This window comes from Nostoc sp., from assembly GCF_036917095.1.
Taxonomy (GTDB): Bacteria; Cyanobacteriota; Cyanobacteriia; order Cyanobacteriales; family Nostocaceae; genus Nostoc.
This window is the reverse complement of sequence record NZ_JBALFH010000022.1, coordinates 23,538-42,289: the sequence shown is the minus strand read 5'-3', so window position 1 is coordinate 42,289 and position 18,752 is coordinate 23,538. Positions and strand designations below refer to the sequence as shown.

At 42.7% G+C, this 18,752-nt stretch carries 20 protein-coding genes; 12 read left to right on the top strand and 8 right to left on the bottom strand.

Annotated features, from left to right (window positions below):
* Nucleotides 1-281 precede the first annotated feature (281 nt).
* Nucleotides 282-836, bottom strand: a complete 555-nt coding sequence (locus V7L01_RS11260; RefSeq protein WP_335034708.1) for a RidA family protein — start codon at nt 834-836, stop codon at nt 282-284.
* A gap of 223 nt (nt 837-1,059) precedes the next feature.
* On the opposite strand from V7L01_RS11260, the gene V7L01_RS11255 reads away from it, so the two are divergent.
* The 8 genes from V7L01_RS11255 (at nt 1,060) to V7L01_RS11220 (ending at nt 5,053) form a co-directional block, all read left to right on the top strand.
* Nucleotides 1,060-1,197 (top strand): hypothetical protein, encoded by a 138-nt coding sequence (locus V7L01_RS11255; protein WP_335034706.1) that lies wholly within the window; start codon nt 1,060-1,062, stop codon nt 1,195-1,197.
* Nucleotides 1,198-1,230: 33 nt separating this feature from the next.
* A complete protein-coding gene (locus tag V7L01_RS11250; RefSeq protein WP_335034704.1) occupies nt 1,231-1,485 on the top strand; it encodes a hypothetical protein in 255 nt (84 codons plus the stop codon).
* A gap of 204 nt (nt 1,486-1,689) precedes the next feature.
* Nucleotides 1,690-2,679, top strand: a complete 990-nt coding sequence (locus V7L01_RS11245; protein WP_335034702.1) for an adenosine kinase — start codon at nt 1,690-1,692, stop codon at nt 2,677-2,679.
* 125 nt (nt 2,680-2,804) lie between these two features.
* Complete coding sequence (locus tag V7L01_RS11240; protein ID WP_335034701.1) at nt 2,805-2,948, top strand: hypothetical protein; 144 nt, start codon at nt 2,805-2,807, stop codon at nt 2,946-2,948.
* Between the two features lie 386 nt (nt 2,949-3,334).
* Complete coding sequence (locus tag V7L01_RS11235) at nt 3,335-3,658, top strand: hypothetical protein (RefSeq protein WP_335034699.1); 324 nt, start codon at nt 3,335-3,337, stop codon at nt 3,656-3,658.
* 47 nt (nt 3,659-3,705) lie between these two features.
* Complete coding sequence (locus V7L01_RS11230; protein WP_335034697.1) at nt 3,706-3,846, top strand: hypothetical protein; 141 nt, start codon at nt 3,706-3,708, stop codon at nt 3,844-3,846.
* A gap of 211 nt (nt 3,847-4,057) precedes the next feature.
* The gene (locus V7L01_RS11225) at nt 4,058-4,363 is read left to right on the top strand and encodes a glutathione S-transferase family protein (protein ID WP_335034696.1); all 306 of its coding nucleotides are present in this window, start codon (nt 4,058-4,060) and stop codon (nt 4,361-4,363) included.
* An 84-nt stretch (nt 4,364-4,447) separates the two neighbouring features.
* Nucleotides 4,448-5,053: a class I SAM-dependent methyltransferase gene (locus tag V7L01_RS11220; RefSeq protein WP_335034694.1), complete on the top strand. Its 606-nt coding sequence runs from the start codon at nt 4,448-4,450 to the stop codon at nt 5,051-5,053.
* Between the two features lie 404 nt (nt 5,054-5,457).
* Here V7L01_RS11220 and prmA read toward each other — a convergent pair whose 3' ends face one another.
* Together prmA and serA are read right to left on the bottom strand one after the other, a co-directional pair.
* Entirely contained in the window at nt 5,458-6,378 is a 921-nt protein-coding gene (prmA, locus tag V7L01_RS11215) for a 50S ribosomal protein L11 methyltransferase (RefSeq protein ID WP_335034693.1), read from the bottom strand.
* A gap of 200 nt (nt 6,379-6,578) precedes the next feature.
* Nucleotides 6,579-8,159: a phosphoglycerate dehydrogenase gene (serA, locus tag V7L01_RS11210; protein WP_335034691.1), complete on the bottom strand. Its 1,581-nt coding sequence runs from the start codon at nt 8,157-8,159 to the stop codon at nt 6,579-6,581.
* 681 nt (nt 8,160-8,840) lie between these two features.
* On the opposite strand from serA, the gene V7L01_RS11205 reads away from it, so the two are divergent.
* Entirely contained in the window at nt 8,841-9,665 is an 825-nt protein-coding gene (locus V7L01_RS11205) for a Uma2 family endonuclease (protein WP_335034689.1), read from the top strand.
* A gap of 105 nt (nt 9,666-9,770) precedes the next feature.
* Here V7L01_RS11205 and V7L01_RS11200 read toward each other — a convergent pair whose 3' ends face one another.
* Together V7L01_RS11200 and V7L01_RS11195 are read right to left on the bottom strand one after the other, a co-directional pair.
* The gene (locus tag V7L01_RS11200) at nt 9,771-10,625 is read right to left on the bottom strand and encodes an HIT family protein (protein WP_335034687.1); all 855 of its coding nucleotides are present in this window, start codon (nt 10,623-10,625) and stop codon (nt 9,771-9,773) included.
* A 77-nt stretch (nt 10,626-10,702) separates the two neighbouring features.
* Nucleotides 10,703-11,485: a Uma2 family endonuclease gene (locus V7L01_RS11195; protein ID WP_335034685.1), complete on the bottom strand. Its 783-nt coding sequence runs from the start codon at nt 11,483-11,485 to the stop codon at nt 10,703-10,705.
* Nucleotides 11,486-11,649: 164 nt separating this feature from the next.
* On the opposite strand from V7L01_RS11195, the gene V7L01_RS11190 reads away from it, so the two are divergent.
* Nucleotides 11,650-12,696 (top strand): HEAT repeat domain-containing protein, encoded by a 1,047-nt coding sequence (locus V7L01_RS11190; RefSeq protein WP_335034683.1) that lies wholly within the window; start codon nt 11,650-11,652, stop codon nt 12,694-12,696.
* Nucleotides 12,697-13,323: 627 nt separating this feature from the next.
* Nucleotides 13,324-13,554 (top strand): hypothetical protein, encoded by a 231-nt coding sequence (locus V7L01_RS11185; RefSeq protein WP_335034681.1) that lies wholly within the window; start codon nt 13,324-13,326, stop codon nt 13,552-13,554.
* Nucleotides 13,555-13,860: 306 nt separating this feature from the next.
* Here the strand turns inward: V7L01_RS11185 and glgB are convergent, their stop codons facing one another.
* From glgB to V7L01_RS11170, 3 genes are all read right to left on the bottom strand, one after another.
* The gene (gene glgB, locus V7L01_RS11180) at nt 13,861-16,152 is read right to left on the bottom strand and encodes a 1,4-alpha-glucan branching enzyme (protein ID WP_335034679.1); all 2,292 of its coding nucleotides are present in this window, start codon (nt 16,150-16,152) and stop codon (nt 13,861-13,863) included.
* A 290-nt stretch (nt 16,153-16,442) separates the two neighbouring features.
* The gene (locus V7L01_RS11175) at nt 16,443-16,775 is read right to left on the bottom strand and encodes a hypothetical protein (protein ID WP_335034981.1); all 333 of its coding nucleotides are present in this window, start codon (nt 16,773-16,775) and stop codon (nt 16,443-16,445) included.
* Between the two features lie 540 nt (nt 16,776-17,315).
* A complete protein-coding gene (locus tag V7L01_RS11170) occupies nt 17,316-17,516 on the bottom strand; it encodes a hypothetical protein (RefSeq protein ID WP_335034677.1) in 201 nt (66 codons plus the stop codon).
* 505 nt (nt 17,517-18,021) lie between these two features.
* Between V7L01_RS11170 and V7L01_RS11165 the strand changes: the two genes are divergently transcribed.
* Nucleotides 18,022-18,720, top strand: a complete 699-nt coding sequence (locus tag V7L01_RS11165) for a hypothetical protein (RefSeq protein ID WP_335034675.1) — start codon at nt 18,022-18,024, stop codon at nt 18,718-18,720.
* The last annotated feature ends 32 nt before the right edge of the window (nt 18,721-18,752 follow it).

Below are 18,752 nucleotides of genomic sequence, written 5' to 3'. Positions count from 1 at the left end.
CAAACTACTAGCACTTGCTGGAATTTTTAGTTAAGGGAACTCCAAGAAATAAATTATCTAATTTTGTGGGGTGGGCATCTTGCCCGCCATATAAACTGGGCGCTCATGTTGCCCACCCCACAATCAATAATTGAATATTTTTTTATTTGGAAGTCCCTAAGTTTCGTAGGCTGGCTAAAGGCAATTACTACTCAAATAGGACAGACAATTATTAATTGACAGTAGCGGAAGTTTGTTATTCCGCCAACTGTTATTGGATAGGGTTATATTGGAAGCAACCCTCAACTACGGTTTTCTGGAATTACCGCATAAGCATCAATTTCAAACAACATACCATCAAGTGCTAGTCTAGGAACGGGAATAAGAGTGTTTGCTGGTGGTTGATTCCCCCATAAATTTATAATTTCACGTCCTAACGGGATCAATTTACTTTGGTTGTGGTCTACTATAAGAACAGTAGTTTTTGCAACATCTTGTGGTTGTGCCCCAACGGCTGCTAAGGCATAACGGAGGTTTTTAAAAGCCTGTATTAACTGCTTTTCAAATTCATTGGAGACAAGATTTCCTTGTAAATCGGAACCAAATTGACCAGAAATATAGACGGTTCTCGCCCTTGATGGTGTCACAGCTATATGGCTATAGCCATTTTGGGGTGCATTATATAATGTTGGTGGGTTCACCAATTTCAAATCTTTGTTGTCTTTAGCGCTCACTTCCTTTTGTGTTGCCACCATCAAGGCGGTAGTTATTCCACTACCTCCAAGCCACAAAAGTGCATTTCGTCGCGAAAAGTTTGCTACTAGCGAATTTACAGCAGTGGTAATACGTTTAGTCATTAAAGCTCCTTAGCTATGAGTTTTCTATTTTTGTTAATACTTACTTTTATTATCTATTATATTGAGTAAAAAATCACTAATAAATAAAATTATTTAAGTGTGGTCACGCAATTGCAACACCTCAATTCGGGTTAGTTGGTTTAATGGGAATAGGTAAGGCTGAAATCTTGGCGATTCTAAGAATGCCCGTCGCATCAAGGAAAAGATTCTCCAGGCAAATGAGATGACCGCTTTTCTAATTCACATTAACCGCGAGACAGGGAAACGTGGGGCTGAGAAGGACTGGGCATTGGATACCAGTTGTCAGATTGAAGGGCAAAGGAATTCGTCTATCAATAATTTACGGGCTGATTTGCGTTAGCGAAGTTTAACGAAGTTATCGCTATTAGAGGAGATGGGCAATACGATTCTGCCTGTAGGGGATGGTGCTGATGAAAGTGCTTCGCGCTGGATGAAGGCGGCAGGGATTGCCATCGATGAAGAACATTATCGCAAGGTGGCGAATGCTAAAGATATTGACAAGAGAACTTACACCAGCAGACAGCATCAGGATTATCTCAAACCAGAATTCGTTTTGGAATGTGAGAATGCCTTCTCTACGAGACGCGCAAGGGACATGGTACAGGGCGACTGCGCGTCTCGTAGTTGATGCTTTATAACTGTTGAAATGCTTATCTTATATAGATTTTCGCATTTTCTGATCCCTTTTTTTTGATTTTTTGTAAGAAATTTGGGAAAAGACCTTGAAAAGATGCGAGTCCACGAAATTATGACCAAGTAACTCTTATCTGTTGCCTATCTGTTATTATCAGTTCTGTTCAAGTCAGACAGAAATTATTCTCGGAGACAAACAATGGGCAAGAAATATGATGTTTATGGTGTAGGTAATGCCTTAGTAGATATAGAATACGAAGTATCTCCAGAGTTACTACAAGAGCTAAAGATTGATAAAGGTGTAATGACACTGCTAGATGAAGACAGTCAAAATCATATTTTGGAAAATCTCAAAAATCTTCATTGCCATAAGAGTTGTGGAGGTTCAGCAGCGAACACAATGGTGGCAATTAGTCAATTAGGAGGAAAAGCTTTTTATTCCTGTAAAGTGGCTAATGATGAATTTGGAGACTTTTACATCGAAGATTTACTCAACTCTCAAGTAGATACCAACTTAATAAATGGCGACCGCCAATCAGGAATTACAGGTAAATGTTTGGTGTTAGTAACTCCTGATGCAGATCGTACCATGAATACGTTTTTAGGAATTACTGGAGAATTTTCTACACAAGAATTAGTATCATCAGCGATTGCTGATTCAGAATATGTATATATCGAAGGATATTTAGTGGCTTCTCCCACAGCAAAAGAAGCAGCTATAAAGGCTAGAGAAATAGCTGAAAAAGCGGGAGTAAAAACCACCATGTCCTTATCTGATTACAACATGGTGAAGTTTTTTAAAGATGGTCTATTAGACATCATTGGGACTGGTTTAGACTTGATTTTTGCTAATGAAAGTGAAGTATTAGAACTAGCAGATACACAAGATTTTCAAGTAGCTGTAGACAAACTAAAAACCCTGAGTAAGAAATTTGCCATTACTCGCGGTGCCAAGGGTTCAGTAGTATTTGATGGTCAGAAATTAATCGAAATCACTGCACCTCAAGTAAAAGCTGTAGATACAGTGGGAGCAGGAGATATGTATGCAGGAGCTTTCCTCTATGGAATTACCCAAGGTATGAGCTATGAAGAAGCCGGAAAATTAGCATCGGCCGCAGCTTCTAAGATTGTTACATCCTATGGGCCAAGATTAAAAACTGAGGAATTAAAGGCATTAGTTACTGCTTAGAGGGTGTTTAAAAAGTTTTGAGGGGTCAAATTTTATGCCAAGTATAAGCCCTCGCAACCAGCTAGGGAGTTGCACTCACCGGATCTAAAGCTTGGGTAAGGTTGAGTGGGGTAGGTGAATACCCAATGTGTGAAGAGATCCGACAAGTAATTAACAATGGTAATACTTTTACCTTCACTTCTAAAAAAACTCTAGAACCAGTTATAGGCGAGGAAGTATTGACAACGGTAGAAGAGTGCTACTTTCATTTAATTAAGTCTCAAATTTAAGAGTTTAAAAAACGGTAGAGAGATTAAGAATCTACCGTTTTTTATCTATGTTGAATGCGGTACTCAAATAATGTTTTTTCAAAGCGTAAATAAAAATAAATGGCGGCGAAAAAGATGAATTCACCAGAGACTGTTAGGCTTACCAAGTGGCTTGCTAGAATTTGATGGGAATTTCTGATTATTTTGGAGATGTATTAACGGGACTTAGACAAAAATCAAGCCCAAATTTAACCCAAACTAGCTTTGTAAGCAGCAAACACGTCACGATTTAAGTTCAACCAATCAATAAATCGACTCATACATGGCTGTTCTGAACGCATCTATTGTTTCAGTAAAAGTGTTTAAATCGCTTCCAGTCCCAATCCAATGGCATTTTAACGACAATTATGAGTAACCCTCTTTCCCATCCCGAAGATCCAGGCTTCGATTCATCTATTCAGGAGAATCTAAAACAGCTTTCTGCTCAGTTGGGATCTCCTTTGGACGAATTATCAGTCATGGAAATATACCAGAATGCGTGCGATCTACTGAGCCACGTTTCTCCATCACCTCTTACTCTTGCCCGCGTTACAGGAACATTACTGGTCTACCGAGTTAAGGACACAGAACTGGAAGAATTCAAGTGGTTCAGCACCCAAGTGAAACAATGTCTGGACGAAGAAGAAGTTGAGGAGTTGATTGAATCCATACATCGCACAGATGCTTTGTAATCGCTGAAAAAGCGGGAGTCTCGCGCACATCGGATACCGTCGCATCATTGAGAGCAATTCCACTGCCTCACCTTGGGGCGTGTACACAGTTTCCCCAGACAGCGCAATTACAATCCTTTGCCGCCTCGCCCACTCAAAGGGAGCGATCGCCTACGGTGGGAGAAACAGCGCCATCGCAGCAGATTTGACCTGTTGTGTCTCCGGCCTCCTCCCTCCTTGCAAGCTGCCACAAACATGGCTTCCGGTGACTGAACAATTCGCAATGGGCAACTCTTGGAGACGCTAAAAGCGAACGCCCCGCTCCGCTAACGTAGTTCGCAATTTTTCTTAGTGGCAGCAGACGTATATCAATCAAATTCCACAGTTAAGCTTTGTGCCGTTTCATAAAATGCTTTCAGTTTGATCGACAATATTGTGGGATTGTGGTACAAAACCCGTAAAGGAAATCAAGCTGATTTTGCCACCCAAGCTAAATATCAGTCCAGCATTCATCGCGTTTTAGGTGTTTTTGAGCAAAAGTTGACTAACTCAGCCTACCTATTCAATGAAACTCTGAGTGCTGTTGATGTGGCAGCTATATCAGGGTTGGGTTACTACAGTCTCAGATTTGGGAATAATTGGCAGCAAGAGTATCCTAAGTTGAGGCAATGGTTTGAGCTATTGCATCAACGTCAATCGGTTTACTCTACCATGCCAAAAGCATAAAGCAATTTAGCTGACTTTAATCACTTAAGTTTTTGGAAGACATCGTAGCTATTATATTCACCTATTCAATAGAAAGGGTAACTAATGATGACCGAACGAGAATTTCCGAACTGGGAAGCGCTCTATCAAGAACAAGCCGTTGAAACCATGCCCTGGTTCAACCCTAGCTTAGATCCCGATGTCGAAGAAGCGCTCCTTACCCTTGAACTGAGCAATGGTTCAGTGCTGGATTTGGGAACAGGGCCGGGAACTCAAGCGCTCGCCCTAGCCGAACGAGGATTTCAGATGATGGCGACAGATTTGTCAGAGGCGGCCATTCGTCAGGCGGCAGCAAAAGCAAACCAAAAGGGATTAGAAATTTCGTTTCAGCAAGATGATATTCTCAACAGTCGTTTGGAACAATCTTTCGATTTGATTCTCGACAGAGGATGCTTCCATGTTCTGCCACCCCAAAGCTATGGTACTTACGTGCAAACAGTCGCAAGCTTATTAAAGCCTAAGTGCTACCTGTTACTGAAATGCTTCTCTCAAGAGGAAACAAGAGAACAAGGGCCTTACCGCTTTAGCCCAGAGGAGATTGGGCAGATATTCAAAGAACGATTTAATCTGCGTTTGGCTAAACAAACAGTCTATCATGGGATACTCGATCCCCTTCCCAAAGCACTCTTTTGCATCCTAGAAAAGCATTGATTTTTTTTGCACAAATTTATCAGCTTCACTGAGTTATCAGAGTAGGAAACCCTTAGCAATTCATTCTATCACCTGGCATATTCACTCATCTACTCGCAAGAACACTGGAGCGATTATAGGCTTGTTGGAGCTAAGTTGAGAGTGACTAGTTAACAAGTGCGATCGCTACTGACCTTGCTCTGACTTAGAAACGCATCATCCACTTTGTCGAGTTGCGATCGCGTAGCGTACCGTAGGTTATCGCGAACAGCGTCCCGTAGCTTATCATTAACTACTTAAGTGGAAATTGCAAACATCAATTATGAAATATTTATTCAGATGTGTAGTTACATCTGACTCAAATTCCTAATACAACTTGTTAAAAATAGCTGGATTTTTGCCAAGCTGTATTAATATCTACTGAGTTAAGAACGCCGTACATTCAAGCAACACCATTCTTTTCGTTTCCACAGGGTAGCAACCACCCAACCATTTTGTTCTAAGGCATCAGCAACAGCTTTAGATTGTTCTAGTAAAATACCACTGAAGATAGCCCAAGTGTCAGGTTTAGCGATCGCACTCATTTCTGGAATTAATTCAATAATTACATGAGCCAGAATATTGCAAACAATACCATCCACTGGATTTTCAAGCAGTTTTGTCAAAACGTCTACACTTCCCAGTGCTGGTAGTAAACGTTCTGGATTAATATCGTTCAGCGCACCATTACTGATAGTTGATTGCACCGCCAAAGGGTCATTATCTACTGCATAGACTTTCTCTGCTCCCAGTAGCAGCGCCCCAATGGAAAGGATACCAGAACCACAGCCAATATCCGCAATTACCAGATGCTCATGTTTGCCACTATCACCCACAAACGACTGAGGAACTCCACTTAGACGCATTTCCAGGGATTCCAAACATAGTTGAGTGGTGGCATGGTTGCCCGTACCAAATGCTACACCAGGATCGAGACGAATCACTAACCGTTCCGTTGTTTCTGGTAATGGTAGCCAAGCGGGGTTGATTAGGAAGCGATCGCCTATTTCCTGCGGATGCCAATATTGTTTCCAGCTAGTTGCCCAATCTTCCTCATCAATTAACTGCCATTGCAGCGAGGGAGATGAGGCTCCTACACAGAGGGCATCTTGACGCAGCCACAGGGACAGCGCTGCCAAATCTAGTAGCTGCGTTTGAATTGTCGATAAATAAGCCCTGACTAAAGATGAATTTCCTTTGTTTTCACTAGCTGTCCCACGACAGCCAAAATCTTCCAGTCGCCAAAAGATCGAATCTTCTAGGTCTGGCTCACATAAAATCTGTAATTCCCACCAGGTGTTTGCCATTTTTGAGTGCTGTTAGCGGTAGCGGGGCGTTTAGCCCGTCGTGAGTGCTGTTAGCGGATAGCTAAGGTTTAGCCCGTGCTGAGTTTGAGGGAGTTATGAGTTATCAGTTAGGAGTTAGGAGTTCTGGTATTTAACTTCTCACTCCTCACTATTCACTCCTAACTTTTTTCACTCAGCACTCATTACTCAGCACTCAGCACTCATAGTGTTACCGTATACGCGTCCCGAATACCAGGGACTTTTATAATTTCATCCAAAATGCCCTCAGGTAAAGGGTCATCTATACTCAGAGCCATTACGGCATCACCACGGACGATTTTACGACCTACCTGCATACTGGCAATATTCACATTAAAACTGCCGAGTAGTGAACCGAGTTTGCCGATAATCCCCGGCATATCCCGGTGCAAGGTAAATAGCATATATTTGCTGGGTGGGACGTTAATCGGGAAACCGTCAACGTCGGTGAGGTGGATTTCCCGCTCACCTAACAAAGCGCCTGTGACAGAATGAGTACCTAAAGTACCCGTGGCTTCTAGATGCAGCGTGCCCGCATAGTCTCTGATGGAAGCATCGCGGGTTTCAATCACCCGAATTCCGCGTTCTTTGGCTTCTATGCTGGCATTTACGTAATTTACCCGTTCCCGCAAAGCTTGGTAAAGTAAACCTTTAAGGGCAGCGACTACCAAAGGCTGACTTTTGTTGGTTGCGAGTTCCCCTTGTAGTCGAATATTGAGTACTTCCACCCGTCCGCCGGCTAGCTGTCCCACTAGATTACCTAGAGTTTCTGCTAGTTGCATATAAGGTTTGAGTTCTTCCAACACATCGGGGCCGAGTCCAGGAATGTTGACGGCTGAACGCGCTGGTAGTCCTAAAAGGACATCCCGAATTTGTTCGGCAACATCAATCGCCACATTCACTTGAGCTTCTGCGGTAGAGGCTCCCAAATGGGGGGTGAGGATAACTTCTTTGCCTAGCGATCGCAATTCCGATTCACCCAGTGGTTCTGACTCGAACACATCCAAGGCTGCACCCCCGATTTTACCAGCTTTCAGAGCTGCTGCTAAAGCTACTTCATCAATGATCCCACCACGAGCGCAGTTGATAATCCTAGCTGTGGGTTTCATCTTTGCCAGGGTTGTGGCATTGATTAAGTGGGTGGTTTCTGGGGTTTTTGGGATGTGTAGAGTGATATAGTCTGCTTGCTGGAAAAGTAAATCTAGCTCAACTAACTGACAGCCAAGTTGTTCGGCTCGGTCTGTAGAAATAAATGGGTCATAAGCTAGGAGTTTCATCCCCATTGTCTTCGCTACAGCCGCAACATGGGAGCCAATTTTACCCAAACCGACAACGCCGAGAGTTTTTTTGTAGACTTCCGCGCCGACAAAGCTATTGCGATCCCACGCACCGCGTTTCACCGAAGCGTTAGCATCGGGGATGTGGCGAGACAAAGCCAAAATCATTGCTAGCGCGTGTTCGGCAGCGGCAATTGTGTTTCCCTCTGGAGAATTGACTACCACAATTCCTCGGCGGGTGGCAGCGGCAACATCCACATTATCCACACCCACACCAGCACGACCGATGATTTTTAGCTGCGTGCCGGCTTCAATGATTTCTTGGGTGACGCGCGTACTAGAGCGAATCATCAGCGCGTCATACTCACCAATAATTTCGATCAGTTCTGCTGGTTTTAGACCTAGTTTGACATCAACGGTAGCAACTTGCGAAAGAATGTCAATTCCAGCTTGGTCAATAGAATCTGAGACAAGAACCTTAGACATGATTACTTCATTTAAAGCTACAGGTTTTGCTGCACAAGACTTTTTAGTTTAGTCTTTATCTGTCGCAATTCAGCAAAAATTATTCGTTTTAATATCAACTTAACCTTTACTTACGCTGCGTGATGATGGTATCGGAGCATGAGTTGCTTCCGATGGGTACTGCCTCCTAAGTATTTGAACATGAGTGGCTGTTTGCACCACCCTGTCGCTAAATATAAAGCATGAATAGCACTAAACACCTATATATTTATTAATAGTTAAGAGTTACCAAAATTTTATCAGCTTAAGCAACTTTGTTGTTGAGGTAGAAACGCCTGCATTCTTGACTGGGCTAGGGCCTAACTGAAGCAATGCTCTGCACAACCGGGAAACCAGCTAGTAACTATTATATCTGTCGAATCTTGGCTGTTTCTCAATACCATAAGTGGTATGCCTTAGTCAAAGCAAAACATTGCATCATCAAGATAATCGGATTTTGACATTTAGAATCTAGGCATAAAATAAATTTTCTTGCTGATGATTGCGGCAGATTTAAGGTTGTCTAGTATTTAAAAGCTACCAATTAGTGTCAGTATAACTTCATATACATTAGTACTCTACTGATATAGTTGCAAAGAAATCGCTATAATTCTGGTGAACCAAATAGAGTGGAATATCCTTTGAGTTTTGGGGAAACCAATCATGTTAGAGTACAACTTGCCCAGGTACTTGCCCTCAGCCGAGGAACTACCAGACTCTGATGAAACGCCTGTGGATAATGAACTGCAAGAATTGATACCAGGCTTGCTGAAGGCGATTCTGCTGATACTTTGGTCAGAACGCATGGATTGGCTCTTTGCCATAGATATGGGTATTTATTATCACCCTGACAAACCGCCCATTGTGCCAGATGGGTTTTTGAGCTTAGGGGTAGAGCGGTTTTATGATGAGGAACTGCGTCCCAGCTATGTGCTGTGGGATGAAAATGTTGTACCTATTTTCGTGCTAGAAGTAGTTTCCCAAAATTATCGCAAGGAATACACTACTAAATTGGATGAATATGCGGCTTTGGGTGTACTTTATTATGTAATTTATTCCTCTCGTCGCCGCCGCAAACCGCATCTGGAAGTACATAAGTTAGTTAATGGTAAGTATGAATTGCAAGAGGGAAACCCCGTTTGGCTACCAGAAATTGGCTTAGGAATTGGTTGCGAAAGGGGAAATTATTGTGGTGTAACGCGAGAATGGATGTATTGGTATGATGAGCAAGGACAACGTTATCTCACGCCCGCAGAACAAATAAAACAAGAAACGCAACGCGCTCAACAAGAAACGCAACGCGCTCAACTAGAAGCACAACGCGCTCAACAAGAAACGCAACGCGCTCAACAAGAAACGCAACGCGCTCAACAAGAAACACAACGCGCTCAACAAGAAGCACAACGCGCTCAACAAGCAGAACTACGGGTGCAACAATTGACAGAGCAATTAAGAGCGCTGGGAATAGATCCAGATAATCTGGGTTAACTGAAATATTTTGCAATATTTTCAACAAGACTGAAAAATCTAATTTTTCAGATTTATGTATTTGCTATAAATCCGGGTTTGCTAGTGGAAGCTATCAGTAAAAAACTATTGCTTTTTAGGAATAACGTTCCTGATTCCACTTTTAGAACCAACGGTATCACCTTTGTAACGAGGGATGATATGAATACTGGCGTGCATAATATTTTGACCTGCGGCTCGATTGATATTCATTCCGATATTAAAACCATCAGGTTCAAATTCGGTTTTGAGAATTTCTTGTACTTTGTTCACCATAAACCAGCAAGCAGATTGCTCTTTAAATGGTAGATCAAAATAACTGCTAACATGACGTTTGGGAATAACCAAAACATGTCCTTTACTTATTGGATAGCCATCAAATATAGCATAAGCAGTTGCTGATTCAGTTAATAGTTTTAGAGTTTTATGAGGATTACAGAATATACAATAATGAGATGAGTTTCGCTGATGATTATAGTGGATATATTCATATACTTCCCGATGCTCATCTAAGCAAACTGAAGTAAAGGGAAGTTTTACAATACATTGATAGGTAGGTTTTTTATGGACATAATGCTCTCGAAAACCTTCTTTTTTAAGATCCCTTCTTACAGCATAATAAGCTTTACCTCCTGGTTTTAATAAATGTGATACTTCCATAAGAACGTTAGTTTGTTCTTCAGGAAATAAAACATTTAAAACATAAAAGCAAATTATTGTATCAAATTTATTTTGAGGATATTCGGGAAAATAATAAGGGTCATAGCCTGTAATATCACAACCTTTTTGGCGCAATATTTTAACATCATTACCAAAGCCACAACCAAAGTCTAGTATTTTGCCTTGTAAAAGGTTTTGATTTAATAAAAACTGTGCTGGAAATGATAGATAATTTCTTTCGATCGCAGTGAGATGGCTGAACTGATTTTTCTGCTGTTTCATGGAATTTTGGTGCTGATGTACCAAAATTATTATTCCCAGCATTTGTTAGGTTATGCGATATCTACAACGGGCTACGCCTACGCATCAGGGTCAATACCTAGCTCACGTAACTTAGCTGCTAATATATCAGCACGTTGCCGTTCCTGTTCAGCACGCTGGCTTTCCTGTTCAGCACGCTGGCGTTCTTGTTCAGCGCGTTGGCGTTCCTGTTGAGCTTGTTCGCTGCTCCACAACAGCAAATTTCCTTCTGTATCCCACCAGCGCAGCCAATTCATGGTTTGACATAATCTTTCACCTTGCCAAATTCCGAGAAATAACTCTAACTCAGGAATCCAAAAGCGTCCATTAGCGTCTGCTTGCTGCAAAATATATTGTCCATTTTGCAAGCAGCGTAGTTCTAGACTTGGTTCGTAAGGGTCGTAGGTTACGTAGCTTGGAACTTGGAGAATCTTTTCGTAATAATAGAGTTTACCGTAGGGTGGAGTTGAACGGACTGATAATTCTCCACCTTCTGTGTCTGAAAGAAATTCCATCACTACAGCCACAGCAGCGCCTTCTAAATTTGGGGTATAGCTGCGACGAACTACATTTGTTCCCACAGACTGCACTTGAGGAACATAAAACCAGTCTGGGGCTTTGACAACAATTTTTTTGTTGACTGTGGCTACAAGTCCAAAATTAGAGCCAATCAGCATCTGGGGTTGGATGCGTGCTGTGCTTCCCAAAGCATCGGTAAGCGCAGCTGCGATCGCAGGTTGTTGAATATTTTCCACCGGATCGTCGGGTAAAATGAAGTCGGCTGGAAGTGCTTCCCAAGTAACAATTGGTTCTTTTTGGATGGGGTTAACTTGTAGAACCATAAAATTATTCCTAATATCCATGCACAGTATATAGTTATTTTTAACAAATCTTCAGGGCGCACATCTGTGCGATCGCAGCATATAAATTCAGATAATCTTAAGTTTTGGATGAATAGACTCGCACTCCCTAAAAACCCAGTAATCTGGAAAGATTTCTCTGACAGGTGTATATACTCCTAGTCAAGCATTTAGCAGGCGTGAGTATTATGCTGGAATGGTTGATTGGCCCGATAGCAAGCAATGCCTTTCTGCATCGGAAATTTTTAGAATATTTCTGTGCTTGGGAGTTTGTCTGGCAGTTTGAGAAGGAAGGCAGTATTTCAATTGACGATCTCAAAACTGAAGTTTTTGGCAAACACTGGCAAGATGAAACTTGGCATGAGGTATTGCGGCTAATTGCCGGAATGATTGATGCAAAATTTGTTGGTGAAATTCTTGATTACTTGATGGTGCAAGATGGCGAAGAAGAAAAATTTCTCAACTTGTTTTTAGCGGCTAAGTATCTTGCAGAGGTAAAAAATCGCTCGGTGATTGCGCCAGTAGCTAATAAATTATTTGGCAAGGTAAAAGACTTAACCAAATATGACCCCCGCTCGATTCTCAAAGACCGCGCCACTGCTGATAAATCTGATTATGTGCGACGTGCAGGCATCCAAGCATTAGCCAGTAATTTCAAAGATGACCCAGATACCCGCTCGTTTCTCAAAGACCTCACCACTACTGATAATCAATGGTATGTGCGACGTGCAGCCATCGAAGCATTAGCCAGCAATTTCAAAGATGACCCGGACACCCACTCGATTCTCAAAGACCGCGCCACTGCTGATAATCAATGGTATGTGCGACGTGCAGCCATCGAAGCATTAGCCAGCAATTTCCCAGATGACCCGGACACTCGCTCGATTCTCAAAGAACGCGCCACTGCTGATAATCAATGGAATATGCGAAGTGCAGCAATCCAAGCATTAGCCAAACACTTCAGATATCAGCCTGAGTTGTTTGAAATTTACTACAACTGCGCTGTCAATGACCCCTTTGAGCGTGAGCAAAACTATGAAACCAACCCTCGGCGCGTTGCACTGGAGATAATTATCAAGCAATTTCCTCAGCATCCCGATACTTTACCACTGTTGCGCGACAAAGCAGAGAATGACTTAGATGAGGAAGTGCGAAAGTTTGCTCAACAGAAGTTGGCAGAATTAGAGAAGTAAAAGAGTTTCAAAAATATGAACAACACAGAAGTTTGTTAACAAATCAACCAATATCTAAATGGATTGTCTTCAGAACGCCTATAACTGGTTGCTGACTTCTTAGCTTATCTATCAGATAAAGAAAGTGAAGACGCTACCCAAGAATTAGTTGATATTCCTGGATTTATTGAATCCTTCGAGAGGGGTAAAAAAGATGTTGTTGAGGGTCGGCTAAAAGACTGGAGGTTAATCCGAATACTGTACAGTCAAAGTGTCGCGTTGACAGATATACCGCCCAGAACTTAAGTTCTAGGCTAATAGCTCAAGTCCACTCAAGTGGACTGAAATCTTTCCATTGACAGAGTTTAGCCATCGACATCGCTTAAAATCTTATATTTAGTCCTCTTAAGAGGACTTTAGCTATTAGCCTCGGAATTTATTCCCAGGCGGGTTAGCAACGAAGCGTCAGATTTAAAATATGTTGGTCTTCTAAAGTGGGGGCATTTTGGCGTTCGCGTAGCGTGTCCTTTAGGACAAGGTATTGTGTGTGCCGCAGGTACGCCCGTCGTTGACATCGCATTTACTCTGGGAATCATATAGTTAGCAACTCTTACTACTGACTCTCTACTATCTCCAGGTAATTATACGATGGGCGATCGCAATATCATAGGCACTCTTTCGCCAGAAGATATCCAAGAAATTAAAGCAGCGCTACAAATAATCGAACAAAAGATGCCCTTTCTCATTGCTTTAACTGCACAAGAACGCCGCAAGTTATTCAAAATGGGCGATAGTGTCGCAATATTACCAGGGGAATTCCGCAGTTGGAGCAAATATTTGTCTCATCAGAACAGGGGGGATTGTGGCAAGAGGAGTTGAGGCAACATATCATACAGTGTGCATCTACCTACAGATGGATTCATTATTACCTAGCAAACAACTACTGTCAGCTTTCAGTAGTGCGCTTTTCTTGAGTACTAGGCAAAATTCCACGGGTAAATGCAGAGAGCGATCGCTAGTTGAAAAATAGACGTTGCACAAAGAGCGATCGCGCTTTTATTCAGTAAATAGAGCACGCTGTAAGGGCACAGCATTGCTGTGCCCCTAAGATAGATGTGATTGAAATAAAGGAATGCTGTAAAGTTTTGATTGCTCCTGGGCGGGCTAGATGCCCACCCTTAATTGTTATTGCAATGCCTCAGCAGTCTTCTTCTTATCCAACTTGAGAATTAACACTCCCAAAGGTGGCAAACATAAATCCAGCGAATAGGGACGACTGTGCAAAGACCAATCATCCGTCCACTTACCGCCTAAGTTGCCCATATTGCTGCCGCCATACTGACGCGCATCACTATTGAATAACTCGGTATAAAATCCCTTTTCCGGTACACCGATGCGGTAGTGAGAATGGGGTTGCGGTGTAAAATTGCAAACCACGATCGCAAAATCATCAGAATCCTTGTCACGACGCATGAAGGCAACTACACTATGGCGGTTATCGCTACAGTCAATCCACTCAAACCCCGGTTCTGCAAAATCCTGGGTGTACAAAACTGGTTCAGAACGGTAAAGATAATTCAAATCGTGGAAAAACGTTTTTAACTGTTGGTGGGCTTCATGCTGCAATAAATGCCACTCCAAATCTGTCCAATCATTCCACTCACTCCACTGCCCAAACTCCATGCTCATAAACATGGTTTTCTTGCCTGGGTGAGCAAACATATAGGTAAATAAACAACGGACATTAGCTAACTTCTGCCATGTATCCCCCGGCATTTTGCCGATGATATTGCTCTTGCCATGCACCACTTCATCGTGCGACAGAGCCAGCATGAAGTTCTCACTGTGGTTGTACCACATACTAAAAGTGATATTGTTTTGGTGGAACTGGCGGAACCAAGGGTCCATGCTGAAGTAATCCAGCATATCGTGCATCCAGCCCATATCCCACTTCAAGTTAAAGCCCAGTCCGCCTGTGTAGGTGGGCCAAGATACCATTGGCCAAGAAGTAGATTCTTCCGCAATTGAGAGAATACCGGGGAAATAGCTAAAGATAATGTGATTTACCTGACGCAGAAAATCTGCTGCTTCTAGATTTTCTCTGCCGCCGTACTGGTTGGGCAACCATTCTCCTGGTTCGCGGCAATAATCGTTATAGAGCATTGAGGCAACAGCATCGACACGAATCCCATCAATGTGGTACTTGTCGAACCAAAAGAGAGCATTTGCTGCTAAGAAATTACTGACTTCATGGCGACCGTAATTGAACACCAAAGTACCCCATCCTTTATGTTCGCCTTTGCGGGGGTCAGCGTGTTCGTATAAATGGCTACCATCAAAGAAAGCTAAACCATGTCCATCTTTGGGGAAGTGACCGGGAACCCAATCTACAATTACCCCGATATCATTTTCATGACATTTGTCAATAAAATACATGAAATCTTCGGGGCTGCCAAAACGCGAGGTAGGGGCGTAGTACCCAGTGACTTGATAACCCCAAGAACCATCAAAGGGATGCTCCGCAATGGGCAGCAATTCTAGATGGGTGTATCCCAATTCTTTGACATAGGGAATCAGTCGGTCAGCTAGTTCCCGGTAGGTAAGGAAGCGTGCGCCCGGCTTTAGTCCAGAAACGACAACTACTGGTTCAGTTTCACCATTGGGAAGTTTAGCTGGTTCTGCACTGGAAGCGTGTAACCAAGAGCCTAAATGCACTTCGTAAACTGAAATTGGCTGAGTTAGGGGTTCAGTGCGACGCCGCTTTTGCATCCAGTCTTCATCACTCCAACTGTAAGCATCTAAATCAGTGACAATGGATGCCGTTTTCGGGCGAACTTCTTGCTGGAAACCGTAGGGATCGGATTTTTCGTAAATGTGCCCTTCAAAATTTTTGATTTCATATTTGTAATGCTCTCCCACACCAATTTCAGGAATAAACAACTCCCAAACTCCAGTGGGGCCTTTACGCATCTGGTTTTTACGTCCATCCCAGAGATTAAAATCTCCCAGCAATGAAACGTTGCGAGCATTGGGTGCCCAAACGGCAAAATAAACGCCTTTAACGCCGCCTATTACCGTGGGGTGCGCTCCCAGTTTTTCGTATATTCGGTGATGGTTGCCTTCACTAAACAAATGCAAGTCAAAATCTGTCAAGTTGGGAGAACGGAAAGCGTAAGGGTCATAGATGACACGCTCATGTTCTCCTTCTTTAATCCGTAACTGGTAGTTTGCCAGTTCGGCAGTTTCAATGGTGCATTCAAAGAAGTGGGGATGATGCACTGTTTGCATTGGGTATTCCTTCCGTTGTTCCGGAAGAACGACCCATGCTGCACTTGCATTTGGTAAGTAGGCCCGCACAGCCCAGACAGTTTTGCCGTCTTGTTCTATGGGATGAGAACCTAGTATTTCAAAGGGATCGTTATGCTGATTCCAAACGATGCTGTTAACCTGTTCAGGGGCGATCGTGGTCATGGACATGAAGCTACCTAAGTGAAATAATGTGATTGACTAAATCTACTTTTTTAATATCTATATATATTCTTTACATTTATTTGCAATTTTGTCGCCACCGTTATCCTACATCAGAATGGGGTATTGAGCATGAGGCGTTGGGCATAGGGCAAAACAGTTCTGGGTTCCGAGTGCTGATTAGGGAATCTTACTTCTTTACTCAGAACTCAGCACGGGCTAAACCCTAACTATCCGCTAACATAACTGGCACTATTGAGGGGTATTGGGCAGAGGATGAATGACTAATGACTAATGTATCAAAAATTTAAAAATGGGAAAAACTGGAGTAAGGTTTTACGTATACGAAGCAAGAAAATCTGTTCCCGAATTTTGGGATCTAGTTTTGGGGGCGGGGCCTCTTGCAGCTGCGCTTGTAATTGAATATATTCGGCCGCTGTTAGGGATTTTCCATCAATAGGCGATCGCGCTTCTATGATAATTTTAGTACGTAATATTTCTTCTGGTGTATCCTCTGGTGGGGGTAATGCTATTACCGTCGATCCCCAATAGCTACTTAATGCAATCAAGGTAGCAGTAATCACAATTAAGCACAGTAATTTTATTGTCTTTATTGGTTTAATTCTCCCCATCTTCTCAATCGCGTTCACCACGCAGGATAAAAATCTTTTTTTACCATGCCCCATATCCAATTTTAAAACTAGATATTTAGTTACAAATTTTCCCAATAAAAATCTGGCAATATCAAGGGACATTACCAGTTCTCTTCTGATTGGGAATAGACTACAGGGAATGCTCAAGAGCAATTGCCAGCGATCGCGATGAATTGTTTTGCCCTCTCAAAATTTAGCAGTCTAAGCCATCCTAGACACCAAATGAGGGAAGTACCTTGCCCACATGGCTTAGATTTACAGAATTCAACTCTCTTGGACTTGGAACAAGGTTCGGTCAGGCGAGAATTTCAGGCGGACACCTGGTTGAGGACGTAACCCCCATTACCAGTGTCCTTTACTTACTGCCCTACTTAGCTGATATTTGAGCAAACTCTAAGCTCTGATGCACCAACAGAAATATGCAGGTTTTTACATGAACCTAATTAATTCAAGCTATGTGGTGACCAGTCTTGTTACTAAGCTATTTTGGGCATGATTTAAACTAAAGCTTAGAATGCTTTATTTAGGAGTAGCAGTGGGAGTAGCTGCGGGAGTAGTTGCAGGAGTAGCGGCAGGGCTAGATCCACTTGTAGGTGCATCAGTTGGTTCACCTGTAGCAGCAGGACTAGCAGTGGTACCACCACCACCACCGCCTTCACAAGCTCCGAGAACTGTAGCCAGACTTAAGATAACAGCCAAACCAAAGATTTTTGTTTTCATAACTCCTCTTTCACCAATTGTGGCTAGAACAATTTTTCGCCTGTTGAATACGATACCGTATTTATTGCTTTTTTTTAAATGCTACGAGATTACATACTTAAAAAAACAATCCTTTGGGGTATTCTTTTTCAGATTAGGTATCATACAGCCATCTGATTAGTTTCTCTTAACTCAGGAGCAAAAGGGAAATTAGCAAATTTTTTAGCAAACCGATATATCATAGCAAAAAATTTTATTTTTTTCATGGAGTATTGCATCTTGCTGCCCCGTGTTGCCATACTTTAGGTGCGATACCTAAAGCGCAAGCTGTCCAGTTGCTAATCGCTGATTGCAAACATTGCAATATCTAGAGGATGCAAACATTGGTACAGCGACCTATCAGAACAGTTAAAAGGGTGTAGTCTGTTATGTGTGCTTGTTGCACAGAAGGCGATTTTTACCTAAGCAAAAACAGACAATCAAGACAATCAATCTAAAGTACAGTATTTTCCATCTAAAAAAATTTATGGTAGTTGCTCGTAAATCTGCTGTTTCTACAAAGGGTAATTGGTTCCGGCGAGATTCTCTCCTTTCTTTAAGAAGGCGGCAACGCTCTGCACGTATAGAGTCAGCAGCACGGAGCGCTTCTACACCCGTTGCCCAAGCCGCACCAGTATCCTCTCAAAGACAACGGCGTTCCTCAAAAAATCTCGCGGTTTCTCCCACAAATGAACCAGTTATGCCCAAATCGGTGAAAGACTTGGGTAGACAACAAGTGCCACCCAATGAGCAGTCGAATGCAAACCAGAAGACTCCGGGGGTAAGTTTTCTTCGCCTTCCCATAATGCCTAATTCTGGAGTGACACCTTTGTGGTTGCTGCGCTTGTATACCTTTCATCGTTATTCGACAGTTTTGGCGTTCTTGTTAGTAGCATCGACACTTGCTGTATATGGTTGGACGGTATATTCCCAAGAGCTTTGGAGCCAGTCATATCGCAGACTGCAAAACCTCCAACGTCATGAGCGGCTGTTAACGACAACCAATGCAACGCTGACAAATAAAATGGCTGAGGAAGCAGAAAAACCAACAGCAGGGCTGGTATCGCCCACTCCTCAAGGGCTGATTTTCTTGCCTCCAGCATCTCATAGTCCTAAGCCAGCATCGTCTAACACAACGCCAAATTCTGAAACGCAACAGCAAACACCTTCGCCACTCGGATACTAATTTGTAATTCCTAATGACGCTCTCTACGAGAC

What these genes read in the sequence shown, in the direction of transcription:
- V7L01_RS11260 (WP_335034708.1), bottom strand. Translation starts at nt 836, where the DNA reads ATGACTAAACGTATTACCACTGCTGTAAATTCGCTAGTAGCAAACTTT.
- V7L01_RS11255 (WP_335034706.1), top strand. Translation starts at nt 1,060, where the DNA reads ATGACCGCTTTTCTAATTCACATTAACCGCGAGACAGGGAAACGTGGG.
- V7L01_RS11250 (WP_335034704.1), top strand. Translation starts at nt 1,231, where the DNA reads ATGGGCAATACGATTCTGCCTGTAGGGGATGGTGCTGATGAAAGTGCT.
- V7L01_RS11245 (WP_335034702.1), top strand. Translation starts at nt 1,690, where the DNA reads ATGGGCAAGAAATATGATGTTTATGGTGTAGGTAATGCCTTAGTAGAT.
- V7L01_RS11240 (WP_335034701.1), top strand. Translation starts at nt 2,805, where the DNA reads ATGTGTGAAGAGATCCGACAAGTAATTAACAATGGTAATACTTTTACC.
- V7L01_RS11235 (WP_335034699.1), top strand. Translation starts at nt 3,335, where the DNA reads ATGAGTAACCCTCTTTCCCATCCCGAAGATCCAGGCTTCGATTCATCT.
- V7L01_RS11220 (WP_335034694.1), top strand. Translation starts at nt 4,448, where the DNA reads ATGATGACCGAACGAGAATTTCCGAACTGGGAAGCGCTCTATCAAGAA.
- prmA (WP_335034693.1), bottom strand. Translation starts at nt 6,378, where the DNA reads ATGGCAAACACCTGGTGGGAATTACAGATTTTATGTGAGCCAGACCTA.
- serA (WP_335034691.1), bottom strand. Translation starts at nt 8,159, where the DNA reads ATGTCTAAGGTTCTTGTCTCAGATTCTATTGACCAAGCTGGAATTGAC.
- V7L01_RS11205 (WP_335034689.1), top strand. Translation starts at nt 8,841, where the DNA reads ATGTTAGAGTACAACTTGCCCAGGTACTTGCCCTCAGCCGAGGAACTA.
- V7L01_RS11200 (WP_335034687.1), bottom strand. Translation starts at nt 10,625, where the DNA reads ATGAAACAGCAGAAAAATCAGTTCAGCCATCTCACTGCGATCGAAAGA.
- V7L01_RS11195 (WP_335034685.1), bottom strand. Translation starts at nt 11,485, where the DNA reads ATGGTTCTACAAGTTAACCCCATCCAAAAAGAACCAATTGTTACTTGG.
- V7L01_RS11185 (WP_335034681.1), top strand. Translation starts at nt 13,324, where the DNA reads ATGGGCGATCGCAATATCATAGGCACTCTTTCGCCAGAAGATATCCAA.
- glgB (WP_335034679.1), bottom strand. Translation starts at nt 16,152, where the DNA reads ATGTCCATGACCACGATCGCCCCTGAACAGGTTAACAGCATCGTTTGG.
- V7L01_RS11175 (WP_335034981.1), bottom strand. Translation starts at nt 16,775, where the DNA reads ATGGGGAGAATTAAACCAATAAAGACAATAAAATTACTGTGCTTAATT.
- V7L01_RS11170 (WP_335034677.1), bottom strand. Translation starts at nt 17,516, where the DNA reads ATGAAAACAAAAATCTTTGGTTTGGCTGTTATCTTAAGTCTGGCTACA.
- V7L01_RS11165 (WP_335034675.1), top strand. Translation starts at nt 18,022, where the DNA reads ATGGTAGTTGCTCGTAAATCTGCTGTTTCTACAAAGGGTAATTGGTTC.